This window comes from Flavobacterium sp. LC2016-23, from assembly GCF_009674775.1.
Taxonomy (GTDB): Bacteria; Bacteroidota; Bacteroidia; order Flavobacteriales; family Flavobacteriaceae; genus Flavobacterium.
Genome location: NZ_WKKE01000038.1, coordinates 1 through 15929 on the forward strand (window position 1 = coordinate 1; position 15929 = coordinate 15929).

The window sequence follows — 15929 nt, forward strand, 5'->3', positions numbered from 1 at the left end:
GTTATCCTTTTAGTATTGCGACCAGATGATTGTCTAATAGTTTTTTTGAGATTTAAACTTATTTACTTGATCCAGTTCCTTTTTTATAATCTATACCTACCCCATCTTTATATTCAATATATTTTTTAAAAAATATACTCCCGTCTTTTTCCTGAATATATACCCTAATAATTGAATCTATCTCTTGATAACGTTCATATCCGTTTATAAAAATTTCAGTAGTTGTTATTGTTTTGTTTACAGGATCATACGTAAACTTTCCAGCGGTATAATTGGTATCCTTTTCCGTTTCAAAATCAAGTTTCTGGGTTTTAAATTTGTATCCAAACAACACTGTATCTTTTGTAGGACTGTGATACACTTTTACAGACATAATTAAACCACCAAAATCGTCAATAAAGGTTTTTTTAATAGTTGTTCTGTATTTAAAATCACCTAATTTTTCATAAGAGTTACAGCTTAAGAAAAAAGCGGTTAGTAGCAGTAGTAAGATTTTAGCATTCATAAATAATTATTTTAATTCCCAAAAATAGATTTCTGCTGCTTTATTAAAATAGCAAGCCGAAAGGCAGCCGCTCTGGCTAAAAAAATCCGCATGACCCGAAGCTGTAAAAGTTCCGTCAGCTTTAGGAACCATAATATAGATACCCCATTTGCCATTTAAAGCCTTCTCATATTCTTGCGCTGTTTTATTTTTTAAATGCAGCGGTGGCGTATCTGAATAGGCCTTTAACATATAGGCCAATAAGCTGCTTGCATCTAAAATATAATTTAAGCCATCGCTTCCTTTTTCACTTTTTTGCTGACCGTTTTTATTTCTAAATACGGGTATCGGTTTTCCCGAATAATTTAATCCTCTTGACACCCGTATGGCACATGCATTTTGATAGTTAGAGCTTGGATCCATATTCTCCTGAAACATATGTCCTCCGACCAACTTATACACCTCACTGCTTTCCATACCCGCTGTCCCGTTTTTTGGAAAGGCATTATAAAAAGCATTTCTTCCCGGAAGCTTTTGCTTCTGCACCTGAACCCCGTCGTAATCATGTATATCAAACGGATCTCCTCCATCACTCCCTTCCTGGATTCCCATAAACCAATTGTCAAAATCTTTAAAGGTTGTAGTTGGGTTATTTTTAAAATAATCCAATGCCCAATTTACAAAAACTTTGGTTTCGGGACTATAACCGCCCTTTGGTGTTTTATTGTTTTTTAAATAATAATCAATGCTTTTTCAAGCTTCTTTATAGTCGAATCCCAGCAGTAAATCTACTTTATCACGACTCAAAACCGAAGCATAATAGTTATGGGGATCATCCATAGGAATTGTTAGAATTGGAATGTAGGGTGCCGTTTTAGCACATCCCCCATTAGCTCCTTGTTTAACACAGATGTATTTTGGTGCCCAATTGGGGTTGTCGCTGCCCTTCGGAAAATAATTGCCTCCGCCTCTATTGAGACCTCCCGGTTCTGCACAACCGGAACACACAGATCCCGGCCCAGGACCAATCGGAGGAGGAAGCGGCGAAGGGATATTGGTGCAGCTTACAGAAACAATCCATCCGGGCTGCTGACCGGAACTGCCATTGCACGGTTCTCCCGGCTGATGATTTCCTCCTGCCGTACAGGTTTTAGGTTGGTATGTTTCTACACAAATAGTTAAAGGTTCGTCTATTTCATCATCAAAACCTGCTTCTGCAACTTTTTTATTTGTACTATTAATTGTAATTCTTTCATCAATATTTACTTTTCGTTTATAATATAAATACTCCATTTTTTTACTTCCTGTAAAATCAATGTTGTCATTAGCAGCAACTAATCCTTGTTTAATAGATTCCTGATAATTTTCATCAGGATAATACGTCACCAAATAGACTGCGTCCCTTAATTTATCTTTTTCAATAACCAAATTTTGAAAAACATATCTGCTTTCAGAATCATTGAGGATTGGTATTGTATAAGAGACATAATCTCTTAAGACAAACTTTTTTACGGCATTGGATAAATTCAGATTGAATAGCTCCGGATTCGGATTTTTGGAGCTTTTATTTTGTTGCAGTTTTTTTGATGCATTGTGCAAAACCGCGCCTAAATAATAATCCTTTTTAATGTCATCGAGGGTTACATCTTCTTGTTTTATGCCCGATAATAATGCTGTGGCAGGAGTGGACTGTTTTGGCTCATCGAATGTTTCTTCATTACAATTCGAAAACAATACTAAAAGGGAAAGAGAAACAATACCTAATTTAATCTTTTTCATAATCCTAAATTGTTAGTTAATATTTCTATGAAGATGATGCGGAATGCTAACCTCGAAATTTAAGTGTACTCCTGCCGAAAATTCTTCCGCTAAGAGCTTGATTACGATACCACAACAATCATTTTTTACTAACCTAAAAAATAAATCCCATACTAAAAAAACCGTTTGATAAGTGTAGGGTTATATTTGATATCTGTAGAAAAAAGACTCTGAATTTTATCATTTTAAGCTTAAAAAAGTAAACTTTTAAGAAATGCTTTATTGCGAAAAAACAATAAGGAATGATTTTACTACTTCTGAAAAAAACCGATTGCAGCAATACATAAAATCATAAATAAAAAAAAGAAATATCTGACAATATGACAAAAAAAGGCCAAATCTACCAAAAATCTACGATAAAGTTCACGTATAGGAGCGACGGAGCGGTGACGGAGCGGTGACGGTAACGTGACGGAGAAATGACGAAAGAAAAACAAATGCCAAACTGGCAGAATTACAGTAAAAAAATATCCCTTAAAAGTAAAAACTACTTCACAGGGATAGTTTGCAAACGATATAAAAAGTGAAATTCTTATAAATTTTTAAAGAACTCTCCTAATGATACCATAGAGCGAAAATTCGAAACTTGGACAATTTAAAGATTAAAAGAATCGTCGTCAAAAAAATCCTTGAGCGTTATATTAACCATTTTGCAAAACTTTTGAATTGAATATACTGTAACTCCCCTAGCATTTTTTACACTTTCCCATCTATTAATTACTTGTCTATCTATATGATTTTTTTGTGCAAAATCAGTTTGAGAAAGTCCTGTTTTTAATCTTAAAAACTCAATTCTCTCTGCAATTTTTTTTTGTAGTATAATATCTTCTGTTGTCAATTCTCCCATACTGCAATTTTGATATTTTTTAATTATATTCTGTAATCCACTTGGATTACAAATGATATTTTTTATCTTTGACAAATACTTTCTTTTTAAAGGATAAAGATTATAGAACAAAACTACTGGTCATAAAAAAAATAGCATAGCATTCAACCCATGAAAACCAAAAAAGAAAAGCCCGACTGGAAAATCGCATCAGAAATAGAACTCATTTACAAAACCAAAGTAAAAGCTTCAGAACGCCCGCATATCACCTCTTCGGAGGCAGCGTATGAACTGGCTGTAAAAAACTGGAATCCGGACACAATCGAATTTTTCGAACAGTTTAAGATTCTCCTGCTAAACCAATCCAACAGAGTACTGGGTGTTTACGAAGTCTCTTCGGGAGGCATATCACAAACTTTTGTTGACCTTCGGTTATTGTTTTCTGCGGCACTCAAAGCCAATGCATCCGGGCTTATTATGGTTCACAATCATCCATCGGGCAAAACCATTCCGTCACATAGTGATACCCTGATTACCCGAAAAATAAAAGAAGCGGGTGCTATGCTCAATATCGAGGTGATCGATCATTTGATTATTAGCCCTGAAAATTATTATTCTTTTGCAGATCACGGTAAACTTTAGTGCTGTTGATTATTTTCAAATGGCTATCCGCTTCCAGTTCCACTGCTCCTCATAAGTGTTCATTCTTAACGCTGCGCAAAGGTCTCTGACTTTGCGCCTTTATACAAATCCCATCAAAAAACGAAAACGTCATAAAAGTCTCTGACTTTAAACTAAATTTTAATGCAAATTATATTTTGTAAACGATTTAGAATCTAAAACGTCCACCACAGGATTATCTGCTTTTTCAATTGCTAACAATCCACAATCATTAACATAATTGCTGGCACTGGAATAAATATAATCTGAAGCTTTTGTTACAAGCCCAGCCCTAACAGGATTTAAATGTATGTAATCTAATTTTGACCACATAAATGTATTGCTATAGATTTCCTCAGCATGATTTCCGTATTGCCAAAACTGATACTCTTTGTTTCTCTGATGACTTTGAGCAGCTAATTTGAAACGTTCTAGCATCCAATCTCTTCGGCTTTCGTTGCTATTTTGAATTTTTTCAAGAATATTTTTTGCTATATATTTTTTAAAATCCCTTATTAAATCTGATAATCTTCCATCTTCAGACTGTACAATTAAATGAATATGGTTACTCATAATAACATAACCATATAAAATCATTCCTTTATTTTTAATGCAATAATCAAAACTCTCAATAACTATATCCCGATACGTTTGTCGTGAAAAAACATCAATCCAGTCAACTACTGTTGAAGTGATAAAATGTGGTAAATTTTGGTCTCTAATAACATATCCTTCCTTCATTTTTATATTTATTTTTCTGACAAAAATAAATTTTATTTTATTTTAATTTGTATTTAAAAAACCTGAGCGTAAAAGTCAGGAGACTTTTGACACGTTTACAATTTATAAGAAATAAAAAAAATTACGCAAAGTCAGAGACATTTGCGCAGCTTTTCAGGAGAGCTCTTACGTGAATGAGCACAATATTACTGTTGCTTATTAATTTCAAATCGCGATCCGCTTCCAATTCCCCTTTCTGTAAACAATCACACTCAAAACCGTAATAATAGTTTCTGCTATCGGAATGGCTATAAAAACGCCCAATGGCCCTAATTTATAGTAATGAACCAAAAGATACGCAAACGGAATCTGGAAAATCCAGAAACCGAAAATGTTAATCCATGTTGGGGTCCAGGTATCTCCTGCCCCGTTGAATGTGTTGTTTAAAACCATTCCCAAACCATAAAAAATAAAGCCGATACTCATAATCTGCAGGGCATTGACAGCTATTTTTACAATTTCTGAATCGTCTGTAAAAAAGGAAATCAGGTAATGGGCGCTAAAAAAGCAAATGAGCATGATAAACCCCATAAAAAGCATGTTGTATTTGGCTGTTTTATAAACCGATTTTTCGGCCCGGTCTACTTTTTTGGCTCCGAGGTTCTGACCGACCAATGTTGCGGCAGCATTACTGAGCCCCCAGGCGGGCAGGATAAAAAACATCATAATCCGGATCGCGGTCTGATACCCTGACGACGCATAAGCACCTCCGGTGGTGGCGACAAGATTGGCGAGGAAAATCCAGCTGCAGGAAGCGATTACATATTGCAAAACTCCGGGTGTGGCGAGTTTTATAATGGCTTTAATTAGTTTGATATGCGGAATAAAATAGCTTCCTTTTATTTTTAGAATCCCTTTTCCGTAAAAGAGAAAATAACACTGATAGACCACTCCAATCGCTCTTCCGGCTGTGGTGGCAATGGCGGCTCCCATGATTCCCATGGGCGGAATAAACCACAAACCATTTATTAAGATCGGACAAAGAATAATATTCGAAATATTGGCAATCCATAAACTTTTCATGGCGATGATGGCATTTCCGGCACCGCGGAAGATTCCGTTAATCAAAAAGATCAGCATGACCACTACACTTCCGGCAATCATAATTCGGGTATAGATGGCACCATAAACGATAGATGATGCCGAAGCGCCCATTATTTGCAGTATTTCTTTAGCATAAATAAAACCCGGAATACTGATGAGTAAATTAATCAAGATGGCGATTACGATGGCCTGAACGCCCGATTTTGCGGCTTCGGTTGCTTCTTTTTCCCCAATGCGACGGGCTACAATGGCAGTGGTGGCAATACTGATTCCGATGGCGATCGAATAAATAATCGCGAATAACGATTCGGTCAGCCCTACAATCTGAATGGCGTGGTTGCTTTCTGCTAAATGTCCCACGAAATACAAATCGACCAACGCAAATACCGATTCCATGACCATTTCCAACACCATCGGAACCGACAGGATGATAATGGCTTTTTTGATGCTTCCGGACGTAAAATCAAATGATTCCGCCTTTTTCAAAACTTCAGACAAACGATCCAACGTACCGCGAATTGGCTTTACCGACCTTGTGAGATATAACATAATTCTTTTTTTAATTCTATAAAATACAGCTTTCTTCCCGGATCTGAATCCGGAAAGAAAACCAGTTAAAACAAACCTTTTAGCCCCCTTAAAGTGCCACCGAAAGTTTGTCTTTGGGTATGAATGCCGAAATCGGATTTTTTAGTTTCCCCACAAACTGAAGGCTTTCTATGGGTGAAGCCAAGTCGAGCATTTGCTTGTTGTTTCGTAATTGCAGGCGGTTCAGGCAGCAGGAATCAAATTCGGGAACAAACAGATTGTATTTTTTAAACTGCTCTTCCAAATGTGGATGTGTTTCCTGGTATTCGTGGATACAATTGGCGACTTCCTCCCAAAAATCATTTTCCGGAAGGGTTTGCGATTCTGATAATATGGCCGACAGAAACCGGAAATAAAACTGAAAGACATCATTAAACAGACACAAAATCTTCAAAGGTTCGTTCATGTCAATCTGAATGCGTTTTGCTTTTTCGGGAAGTTCCCTTTTGGTATTAAAAACCATTACTTCCTCGGTAATATCTTTCATGATGGCCTTTACGGGAACATGATTTTCGAACACTAAAATCAGGTTTTCGCCGTGTGGCATGAAAACCATTTCGTGTTCGTAAAAACAATGCAGTAAAGGCGAAAGGTATGCATTCAGATAACTTTTAATCCATGATTTTGCAGTAATCCCAGAGGCTTTGATCAATTCGCACACCAAAGAATTCCCGGCCTGATCAACATGCAGTAAGGCCGCCATGGTCATGATTTGCTGGCCTTTGGACAATTTCGGAATGGGGCTTTCGCGCCATAAAGCGGCCAGCATTTTGTTGTGTGGCAGACTTCGTCCGAGTGGTTCGTACAGGAAATTTCGGTAGCCAATGGTGGCCACTTCGCCTAATAAAGTAAATCCTTTTTGCTGTAAATAGGCATCGTTTTCTACCACATCGGCCACCCATTCTGTAATGGTTGGCGTGCTTTCCATATAATACGGGGACAAACCGCGCATAAAGCCCATATTGATAACCGAAAGGGCGGTTTTGACATAAAATTTCTCGGGAGCACTGGTATTAAAAAACGTTCGGATCGACTGCTGTGCCGAGTAATTGTCTTTTCCGTAGCCAAGGCAAACCAAATGGCCTTCGGCAATATCGGGGACAAAAATAAGCGCCAGTTTATTGAACCATTGCCACGGATGCACCGGGAAAAAGTAATATTTCTCACTGTTTAAACCTTTCGACTCCATTACATTTTCAAAAGAAGTAATGGTTTCCGAAGGCAATTCCTGAGCCAGTACTTTTTTATAATCCAAAGTTTCAATTCCGGAGAAAGTCGCCCTGCTCTTGTGTCCGGCCAGCCATAACAACTGCATTGGCGCATTGGCTTCGGGCGAAAACTGCGCAAAATCATCGATATTAAAACCGTTTTTTCCGCTGTTGGCTATAAAGCAAGGATGTCCTTCGGTCATGGCGTGCTCGATCACCTGGTAACCCTGATTTACTAATACTTCAGCTGAATATTTTTCTGTATCAATTTTATAAGCGGTGCTGTATAAAGTGCTGGTAATCTCTTCTAAATAGGTCGGCAAAAGCTTCTCTTCGATTCCTAAAACGTCTTTAAATTCAATGAGAAATTCCAATAAGCGCAACGGCATTTCTTCTCCGTCTTTTGTTTTCTTTTGAATGGAATCAGCCGAAACCGACCAATGGTTTAATGCCAGAACAGAAGCCTCAAAGGTATATTCGAAGGTGATGTCAGGAGAAAACAAACTGTATGTATTTCCGCTCTTCAGGGTTGGAAGAATCAACAATTCGTGTGCAAATTCGCCTATCGTTTTCTTTAGCAAAAGTACATTGGCTTTGTCCCAGTTCTTTTTGGTGATATGTGCAATACTTTTAGTGGGTATTTCCATTTTATTTTTAATTTAAATCGACTGTAAAGCCTTGTAATAGTCTTCGCGTGTACAAAATTCGAGATGCGCTTTTTTATGCGGAAGATCCAGCAGGGTCTGGAAAACAAATCCTGCTTTTTTATTCAGCAAATGAATTTTATGATTGCGCGCATCCGGTTCTACCACGACGCGCTGGTTGTTGGCATCACAAAAAATAAAATCAAGGATCACGGTAAAAATCGACCAGGTAAAATTGTTGATCGTTTTTTCGAAAGGCGCTACGAGAATGTGCATGCCCCGGTCTCCTTTTTCTACTTTGTAATAATCGCCGATACTGTCTTCTTCCGGATTATAACATTCTAAGAGAAAAGAAACAGTACCATTGAAAATCCCCATATACACATCGGTCTTTTCGAGAATTTTACGGTACGAATCGTATACTTCCTGCACCGAAAATCCGTTCATGCCCCAGTACACCGCATAGTCGCGATTGACCCAGTTGTGCAGCAGCGGAATATCGGCTTCCAGATCTATCGGACGAAGCTCAAAAACACCCAAACCGGGAATCGTTTTTACAAAAACAATATCGGTAACGGCTTTATTTTCAGGATGCGTTAGTATGGTATCAGTCATCTGTTGCGGAATTAAGCTGTTATTTTTTTATACGGAGCAATCGGATTTTGCAGTTTTCCCTGAAATTGCAACAAAGCCACAGGATCATCCAAATCGATCATGGTCTTGTTGTTGTTCAGCTGCAGGCGGTTCAGGCAGGACAATTGAAATTCATCGGCAAACAAATCATATTGTTCGAATTTGGAAGACAGCTGCGGATTTGCCTCCTGATAATCCGAAATACAATCGGCTACCAATTCCCAAAAACGTTTTTCGTCATAACCGTCGCTGCTCACTAAAATAGCCGACAGGAAACGGAAAAATCCGTCAAAAACATCTATGAAAACAGAAAGCAATTTGACCTCTTCCGGCACTTCTGCGTAAATTCTTTCAATATTTTTCGGAATCACAACATCCGGGTTCAGGATCACGGCTTCTTCGGTAATATCTTTCATGAAAGAACGCACCGGAACATGATTTTCCAATCCCAAAATAAGATTTTCACCATGTGGCATAAATACCAGATCGTATTGGTAAAAACAGTGCAGTAAAGGGCTTAGATACACTTTGAAATATTCCGTCAGCCAATTATCGACCGACAGGCCGGATGCTTTTATAATTTCTGAAACCAATGCGTTTCCGTCTTTATCCAGGTGTAAAAAAGCGGCCATGGTCATCAGCTGTTCGTCGTTTTCGAGCTTGGCAACGGGGCTTTCCCTCCATAAGGAAGCGATCATTTTGTTGTACGGATTGTGTTTTCCGAATTCCTCAAAATAAGGATTGATATAACTAACCGAAGCCACTTCGCCCAGCATCCCGAAGCCCAATTTTTGCAGGTATTCGTCTTTGCTTAATAAGGCTTCTAACCATTCGGCCATTTCAGGCGCGGTACCCAGATAAAACACGGGCAAACCACGCATGAATCCCATGTTCAGTATCGAAAGAGAGGTTTTGGTATAAAACTTTTTAGGATTGCTTAAATTAAACAAAGTGCGGATTGACTGTTGTGCCTGATACAAATCCGGACCATACCCTACACAAATTAGTTTTCCTTTGGCAATTTCCGGTGAAAATAAATTCGCCAGTTTATTGAACCATTGCCACGGATGGACTGGAATAAAGAAATACTCTTTCGGATTTACTCCTTTTTTCGCGATAATTGCGTTGAAATGTGCCAGTGTTTCGGTTCCCAATTCCTGTTGGATCAGCGTATCGTAATCCAGTTTTTTTGTTCCTGCATATACCGTTCTGTCGCGGTGACCGGCCAGCCAGATCATTTTAAACGGATTTCCTGTTTCGGGTGCATAGGCTTTATAATCCATGCTGTTGTAACCGATGCGCCCGTTGTTCGCCACAAATCCGGGATGACCTTCCATCATGGACTGTTCGATGGTCTGGAAATCAGAATTGGCAAGCGATTTGGAAGTGGAATTTTCTTTTAATAATTTATAGGCGCTTCCGTATAAAGTGCTGATGATTTCTTCGATGTATGAAGGCAATAACTGCTCTGAAATGCCTAAGTTGCTTTTGAATTCCTGAATAAATTCGACAGCATCTAAAACGGCTGTTTCCCCATTTTGGGTTTTTGAAATAGAATGCACCTCAATATTCAAATGATTTAAAGCCAGCAATTGTGCCGTAAAACGGTACACGGTTTTGCCATTCTCGGATACCAGCGCATATTGATTTCCCGTTTCATCACTTTCTTCCTGAATTGGTGTAATTAAAGACTCATGCGAAAACTCACAAATCGCTTTTTTAACCAATAACCGATTGGCTTTTTCCCATACTTCGGGCTGAATGTGTGCAATAGCATTTTCCGGAAATTCTATTTGATTTTCGTTATTCATTTCAATATAATTGAGGTTAAATAAATTTGTTTTTTTGATGAACTGATCCCGGTTACAGAAAGCCAGCAAAGCCGTTTTATGCGGTAACTGCACTACTTCTGAATCTACAAAACCAACCCTGTGGCAGATTTCGAACATTTTTTTGTTTCGAATATCGGGTTCCACCAGAATACGCTGTACTTTCAGGTCACTGAAAATGAACTTCATGATCCCCGAGAAAATATGCCACGTAAACTGCGGAATGTATTTGGTACAGGGTGCCACGATAACGTGCATCCCGCAATCGTAGTCCTGAACGGGGTAATAATTGCCTATAATGTCCAGTTTTGGATTGTAACGTTCGAGTAAAAAGGAAACTTCGCCATTGACCAGTCCGATAAAAATATCGGATTCACTGCTTAGTTTTTCATATTCGGTACGGACTTCTTCGACCGATTTTCCCTGCATGCCCCAATATTGTGCGTAATCGCGATTGACCCAGTCGTGGATAATTTCCGTATCGAGATCCAGCTGTAACGGACGAAAATCGATAGTGCCGAATTCCGGAATCGTGATTGTATAAATGGGATTCAGCGATCCTTTTATAACCGGTTTTCCATTGTATAAATTCATTTCTCTGTTGTTTTAGTTAATTGATAATGGTGCTGCAGACCATTTTTCACGCCATTGAGAACGAACAGAATTGTAAAGAATCTGAATCGAAATGCTCAGCCCTATCACTACAGGAAATAAACCTAAAACCGTGATTTGGTCGTGTTCCCAAAAACCAATCACATACATGCCCCAATTGATGAGTACCCATTGAATGACATACAAACTGGTTACATTTTTACTGCAGAAAATAAGTCCTTTAAAAACAGGGTTGTCTTCTCTAAACAAATTCACGACAAAATTGATCAGCCAGAAAAAAACCATTGTAGCACCCAGCAATAAAATGCTTCCGCCCGGTCCTAAATGATAGTAATCGCCAAAGTGATATTCGTAATTGGTAAAATTCAATACACCGCCAATGGCTATAAAAACAAAACCGAGCACTAACATTTTCTTAAAAAATACGGTTTGGTTTTCCTCTAATTCCTTGTACCATCTTCCTAAAAACATGCCTAACAGAATAAAGGCACTCCACGGGAAAACAGGGAAATAAACATTAAACTGGTTACTGAAAAACAAGTCGCAGATATAGTCTAATCCCACAATTCCAACCCTAAAACCACTGACTTCTTTTGAAATTGCAATTATGATTAAAGCCAAGATTAACGGAACGTATTTGCTTTTACTGAAATGGTTGATAATTCCCATAATAAACAGCGTTACACCGGCCAGTTGCAGAATGTCTCCTAAAAGCAAAAAGAATATTCCGGTTTGCAGTGTTCCCGATTGCAATCCATAAGCGCTCACAAAAGCTTCCGGCAGTCCGCCAAACAGGAATTCGGGCACGAGGAATTTCAGGAAGTTCATTCCGTACCCAATTCCTAAAATGTATAAACCTCTTTTGCATACTTTCTGAAAACTTTGTCTTCTTGATAATACAAACGAAATTCCCATGCTTACCAAAAACATCGTTGTTCCCCTGCCCAGCCACAAGGTAATTTCTCCCAAAATGGTATGGGTTTGTGTCGGAATCGTGCCGTAAATCAACATGGTATGAATCATCATCATAAAAATCACACTCATTCCCCTGGCAATATCAATAGCTAAAATTCTCTTTTTTTGTTGTGTTTCCATCGTTTTCTACTTATGAAATTTCTTCAAATACATTCGATTCAATCGCTTCAGATACGGCAACGCCAAATTCCTGAAACGCAATTTTGGTTTCTACTTTGTAATGTTCTGTACCCGTGATTTCTTTGATGATATAAGAATTGCGATAACAGGCCATTCCTAAGTCGGGTGTCACAAATCCGTGCGTGTGCAGTTCGGCATTCTGAACAAAAATTTCACCTCCATTTTTGTCAATACTGTAATTTCTGTTGGCATCAAAACGTCCTTTTTCATCCCATTGGATTCTCGATGAAATTCCTTCTATAAAACGGGGCAATTCGTATCCGTAACCCGTTGCCAGAACCAATGCATCAGTAGTGTGTCGGTATTTTTTATCCTGTTCGGCCTGATGCAATTCCAATTCAAAGGACTGTTTTTCCTCGTCGTAATCTGCTTTGATGCAGGCTGCATTGGTTCTTAGATTCACATCAATTTCTGTCACTACTTTTTTAGTGTAAATGGTATCGAAAATGGTCCCGATGAGGTCTTTATTGATTCCTTTGTAAAGCAGTTTCTGGTCTTTAAGCAGGGAATCTCTTTTTTGGGGTGGAAGACTGTAGAAATAATCCACATATTCCGGAGACGTCATTTCTAACGTAAGTTTGCTGTAATCCATCGGGAAAAAACGGGACGAACGCGTAATCCAGTTCAACTGGTAGCCGTAAACATCGATTTCCTGCAGTAAATCATTGAATACTTCGGCAGCACTTTGTCCGCTTCCCAATACCGTGATTGATTTTTGTTGCTGAAGCGCAGCTTTGTTCTGAAGATATCCGGAAGAATGCACTGCTTTTCCTTTAAGGGATTTGCAGGATTTCGGGATATGAGGCGCTGTTCCTGTTCCTAACACCAGTTTTCTGGTTTGGTAGAAGGTAACGGTATTGGTTTTCGTACAAATCGTTTTTACAATGTAGACCGACTGATTTTCATCGTATTCGATCGTTGATACTTCGGTATTGAAAAATACATTCGGCAGTTTTTGAATCGCCCATTGGCAATACTGATTGTATTCGTTTCGCAATACTAAAAAGTTTTCGCGAATGTAAAACGAGTACATTTTGCCTTGTTCTTTGATATAATTCAGAAAACTAAACGGGCTTGTCGGATCGGCAAGTGTTACCAAATCTGCCAGAAAAGGAATCTGCAGTGTGGTATCCTGCAACAGCATTCCCGGATGCCAGTTAAAGGAATCGTTTTTATCAAAGAATAAACCGTCAAGGTTTTCAATGGGTGCGGTCAGGCAGGCTAAGCCCAGATTAAAAGGTCCAACACCAACAGCTATAAAGTCGTATATTTTATTTTCCATAATGGGTATTAATTTATCAATGAATATTCCTGGCCGTGAGCAACAATTAAAGCAATAATTTCTTCGATATCGGCAGGAGTGGTAAGCGGGTTTAGCAAGGTGAATTTTAGGAATACTTCGTTGTAGACTTTGGTACTGGTGATAATGGCTTTCCCTTCGTTGAAAATGGCTTTTCGAATGTAACTGTTTAAGCCGCAGAAGGATCTTTCGTCTGCTTTCCAGGGCGTGTAACGAAATACAATGGTGCTGATTTCCGGATGATGGATCAATTCGAAATCGTCTCTGTTTCGTAGTAAATTTGCAGTAAACAGGGCATTATCGATGGCTTTTTCCATGTAGGTGCTTAGTCCTTTCGTACCAATGATTCTTAAAGTAAACCATAATTTCAAAGCATCGAACCTGCGGGTGGTCTGGATCGATTTTTTGACCATGTTCGGAATTCCTTCTTCTTCCTGTTCTTTGGAATTCAGGTAATCGGCATGGTATTTAATATAATCGACATACGATTTGTCTCTCATAAAAAAGCCGCTGGAACTTACGGGCTGGTAAAATGTTTTGTGATAATCGATGGTCACAGAATCAGAAAGTTCGATTCCTTCGAGTTTATTTTTATATTTTTCACTGATCAGTAATCCTCCACCGTAAGCGGCATCCACGTGAAACCACAACTTGTTTTCTGCTGCTATTGTCGCGATTTCAGTTAAGGGATCTATGGAACCAAAATCTGTAGTTCCTGCAGTACCCACAATGGCAATCGGAATATTTCCCAAATCTTTCTGCTGCTGGATTACTTTTTTCAGAGCGTGTACATTCATTTTAAAATCAGTGTCAACGGCCACCGGAACCACTGCATTCTGACCTAACCCTAACAGGCTTAAATTCTTTTTTAAGCTAAAATGACTTACTTCAGAACATAAAACCCTGAACTTTGAGGCATCTGCCGGAAGTCCGTCCATTTTTGGATCAATATCGTAATGTGTTTTTATATAATGGTCGCGTGCCAACAGCAATCCCATCATATTGGACTGTGTTCCCCCGCTTGTAAAAATTCCGTCGGCTCTTTGTGGATAGCCCAGTTTTTCAATCGTCCATTCTACCAGTTTCAATTCTATAAAAGTGGCTCCGGTACTCTGATCCCAGGTATCCATAGACGAATTTAAAGAAGAGATAAATGCTTCCGCCACCAAGGTAGGCGTCAGAATCGGACAATTGAGATGCGCGATGTATTTTGGATCGTTAAAATGAATACAATCATTCAGATAAATAGCTTTCAATTCGGCTAATACATCATCCAGACTCTTTCCTTCGGCGTTTTCTTCAAGGGCAATGTCATCTATTTTTTCTTTGATTGAAGCAATACTTGTTCCTGTAAAAGGCGTATCCCTGTTTTCTAAATGATTCGCAATTAGCTTAATTGCTTTTTTCATACTCTTTTTATAAAGAGAAACTGACTTTTTAGTATTAGAAAAGATATGCTTCTGATGGTCTGTTTCTAACCAGTTCTTTAACTGAATTGTTCTTATCTGCTGCTTTGCTTCCATTTGCTTAATTTATTTAGATTGATTCTGAATAATAGTTGTCAGCAAAAGTAAATCCGATAAAAAATAAAGTCAATACTACAGCAGTAGTAAATAGAATTGCTCAAAAGGGGTACAAAGACTACTACATCTATAGTAGGAAATAACCGCTAAAACTAGATTTATTTGAGCGAAAATTAAATTACTTTATTCTCAATAGCATATAAAATAAGCTCTGGTGTGGTATGCTTGCCTGTTTTTTTCATAATGTTTTTCCTATGTGTTCTAAAAGTATGGATACTGATAAAAAAGTGAGAGGCGATGCTTTTCCCATCATTCCCTTTAGCAATTTGTTTTAAAATTTCATTTTCCCTGAAAGTCAGTTTTTGATTGGCCTCTGAACTTGGCAAAGCCAGTACGTCCATAAGTACATGCAGGGTTTTCGGGCAGAAGTAGCGTTCCCCGTTTTCAATCTTGTATAAGGCATCAAAAATGGTCTGTTCCTGACAATCTTTGGAAATAAAACCATCAATTCCGTCCTCTAAGAAACTGTTTACAGTTTGTTTGTGTTTAAAATAGGATAAAATGATAATCTTGCAATTTGGGAAATTTAAACGGAGGTTTTTGAAGTCGTCTTCGTAGAATAAAAAAATATTATTGGGATCTATGATAAGATACTCTACCTTGTTTTTTTCAAAATGATTAAACAACTCATCTTTAGAGCTTACCACAGTTAAATTTGCCTTTTTTACAATTTTTTTCAATGTATATCTCAGTCCGATTATGTGTAGGTTTTCAGAATCAGCGATAAGGAAATTTTTCATTATAGATATTTATTTAGAATTGGTC

14 protein-coding genes are annotated in these 15929 nt (G+C 38.2%); 1 reads left to right on the top strand and 13 read right to left on the bottom strand.

Translation table 11 applies throughout. The features are described from left to right. Positions 1–58 precede the first annotated feature (58 nt). The 4 genes from GJU43_RS22165 to GJU43_RS22180 all read right to left on the bottom strand — a co-directional run bounded on the left by GJU43_RS22165 (position 59) and on the right by GJU43_RS22180 (position 3224). Positions 59–505: a hypothetical protein gene (locus GJU43_RS22165; protein WP_154344071.1), complete on the bottom strand. Its 447-nt coding sequence runs from the start codon at positions 503–505 to the stop codon at positions 59–61. A gap of 6 nt (positions 506–511) precedes the next feature. After that, positions 512–1153, bottom strand: coding sequence for a type VI secretion system amidase effector protein Tae4 (locus GJU43_RS22170; protein WP_154344073.1), 642 nt, complete (start codon positions 1151–1153; stop codon positions 512–514). Positions 1154–1237: 84 nt separating this feature from the next. Next, a complete protein-coding gene (locus GJU43_RS22175; protein WP_154344075.1) occupies positions 1238–2263 on the bottom strand; it encodes a hypothetical protein in 1026 nt (341 codons plus the stop codon). Positions 2264–2897: 634 nt separating this feature from the next. Next, positions 2898–3224 (bottom strand): helix-turn-helix domain-containing protein, encoded by a 327-nt coding sequence (locus GJU43_RS22180; RefSeq protein WP_229655114.1) that lies wholly within the window; start codon positions 3222–3224, stop codon positions 2898–2900. Positions 3225–3299: 75 nt separating this feature from the next. Between GJU43_RS22180 and GJU43_RS22185 the strand changes: the two genes are divergently transcribed. Further along, a complete protein-coding gene (locus GJU43_RS22185; protein ID WP_154344077.1) occupies positions 3300–3770 on the top strand; it encodes a RadC family protein in 471 nt (156 codons plus the stop codon). A 159-nt stretch (positions 3771–3929) separates the two neighbouring features. Here GJU43_RS22185 and GJU43_RS22190 read toward each other — a convergent pair whose 3' ends face one another. The 9 genes from GJU43_RS22190 to GJU43_RS22225 all read right to left on the bottom strand — a co-directional run bounded on the left by GJU43_RS22190 (position 3930) and on the right by GJU43_RS22225 (position 15904). Then, positions 3930–4529, bottom strand: a complete 600-nt coding sequence (locus GJU43_RS22190) for a transposase (RefSeq protein ID WP_154344079.1) — start codon at positions 4527–4529, stop codon at positions 3930–3932. A gap of 204 nt (positions 4530–4733) precedes the next feature. Beyond that, positions 4734–6161, bottom strand: coding sequence for an MATE family efflux transporter (locus tag GJU43_RS22195; RefSeq protein WP_154344081.1), 1428 nt, complete (start codon positions 6159–6161; stop codon positions 4734–4736). Positions 6162–6249: 88 nt separating this feature from the next. Beyond that, positions 6250–8055: an IucA/IucC family siderophore biosynthesis protein gene (locus tag GJU43_RS22200; RefSeq protein WP_229655115.1), complete on the bottom strand. Its 1806-nt coding sequence runs from the start codon at positions 8053–8055 to the stop codon at positions 6250–6252. Between the two features lie 12 nt (positions 8056–8067). Then, positions 8068–8667, bottom strand: a complete 600-nt coding sequence (locus tag GJU43_RS23145; protein WP_229655116.1) for a GNAT family N-acetyltransferase — start codon at positions 8665–8667, stop codon at positions 8068–8070. 11 nt (positions 8668–8678) lie between these two features. Then, positions 8679–11108 (bottom strand): GNAT family N-acetyltransferase, encoded by a 2430-nt coding sequence (locus tag GJU43_RS22205; RefSeq protein ID WP_154344083.1) that lies wholly within the window; start codon positions 11106–11108, stop codon positions 8679–8681. A 12-nt stretch (positions 11109–11120) separates the two neighbouring features. Beyond that, positions 11121–12221, bottom strand: a complete 1101-nt coding sequence (locus GJU43_RS22210; protein WP_154344085.1) for a heparan-alpha-glucosaminide N-acetyltransferase domain-containing protein — start codon at positions 12219–12221, stop codon at positions 11121–11123. A gap of 10 nt (positions 12222–12231) precedes the next feature. Beyond that, complete coding sequence (locus tag GJU43_RS22215) at positions 12232–13563, bottom strand: lysine N(6)-hydroxylase/L-ornithine N(5)-oxygenase family protein (protein WP_154344087.1); 1332 nt, start codon at positions 13561–13563, stop codon at positions 12232–12234. Positions 13564–13571: 8 nt separating this feature from the next. Next, positions 13572–15104, bottom strand: coding sequence for an aspartate aminotransferase family protein (locus GJU43_RS22220; protein ID WP_154344089.1), 1533 nt, complete (start codon positions 15102–15104; stop codon positions 13572–13574). Between the two features lie 173 nt (positions 15105–15277). Further along, positions 15278–15904, bottom strand: a complete 627-nt coding sequence (locus GJU43_RS22225) for a response regulator transcription factor (protein ID WP_154344091.1) — start codon at positions 15902–15904, stop codon at positions 15278–15280. Positions 15905–15929: the final 25 nt, after the last annotated feature.

Excerpts from the sequence above, each read along its gene's own strand:
- GJU43_RS22165 (WP_154344071.1), bottom strand. The coding sequence starts at position 505 with ATGAATGCTAAAATCTTACTACTGCTACTAACCGCTTTTTTCTTAAGC.
- GJU43_RS22215 (WP_154344087.1), bottom strand. The coding sequence starts at position 13,563 with ATGGAAAATAAAATATACGACTTTATAGCTGTTGGTGTTGGACCTTTT.
- GJU43_RS22190 (WP_154344079.1), bottom strand. The coding sequence starts at position 4,529 with ATGAAGGAAGGATATGTTATTAGAGACCAAAATTTACCACATTTTATC.
- GJU43_RS22200 (WP_229655115.1), bottom strand. The coding sequence starts at position 8,055 with ATGGAAATACCCACTAAAAGTATTGCACATATCACCAAAAAGAACTGG.
- GJU43_RS22205 (WP_154344083.1), bottom strand. The coding sequence starts at position 11,108 with ATGAATTTATACAATGGAAAACCGGTTATAAAAGGATCGCTGAATCCC.
- GJU43_RS23145 (WP_229655116.1), bottom strand. The coding sequence starts at position 8,667 with ATGACTGATACCATACTAACGCATCCTGAAAATAAAGCCGTTACCGAT.
- GJU43_RS22210 (WP_154344085.1), bottom strand. The coding sequence starts at position 12,221 with ATGGAAACACAACAAAAAAAGAGAATTTTAGCTATTGATATTGCCAGG.
- GJU43_RS22225 (WP_154344091.1), bottom strand. The coding sequence starts at position 15,904 with ATGAAAAATTTCCTTATCGCTGATTCTGAAAACCTACACATAATCGGA.
- GJU43_RS22185 (WP_154344077.1), top strand. The coding sequence starts at position 3,300 with ATGAAAACCAAAAAAGAAAAGCCCGACTGGAAAATCGCATCAGAAATA.
- GJU43_RS22175 (WP_154344075.1), bottom strand. The coding sequence starts at position 2,263 with ATGAAAAAGATTAAATTAGGTATTGTTTCTCTTTCCCTTTTAGTATTG.
- GJU43_RS22195 (WP_154344081.1), bottom strand. The coding sequence starts at position 6,161 with ATGTTATATCTCACAAGGTCGGTAAAGCCAATTCGCGGTACGTTGGAT.
- GJU43_RS22220 (WP_154344089.1), bottom strand. The coding sequence starts at position 15,104 with ATGGAAGCAAAGCAGCAGATAAGAACAATTCAGTTAAAGAACTGGTTA.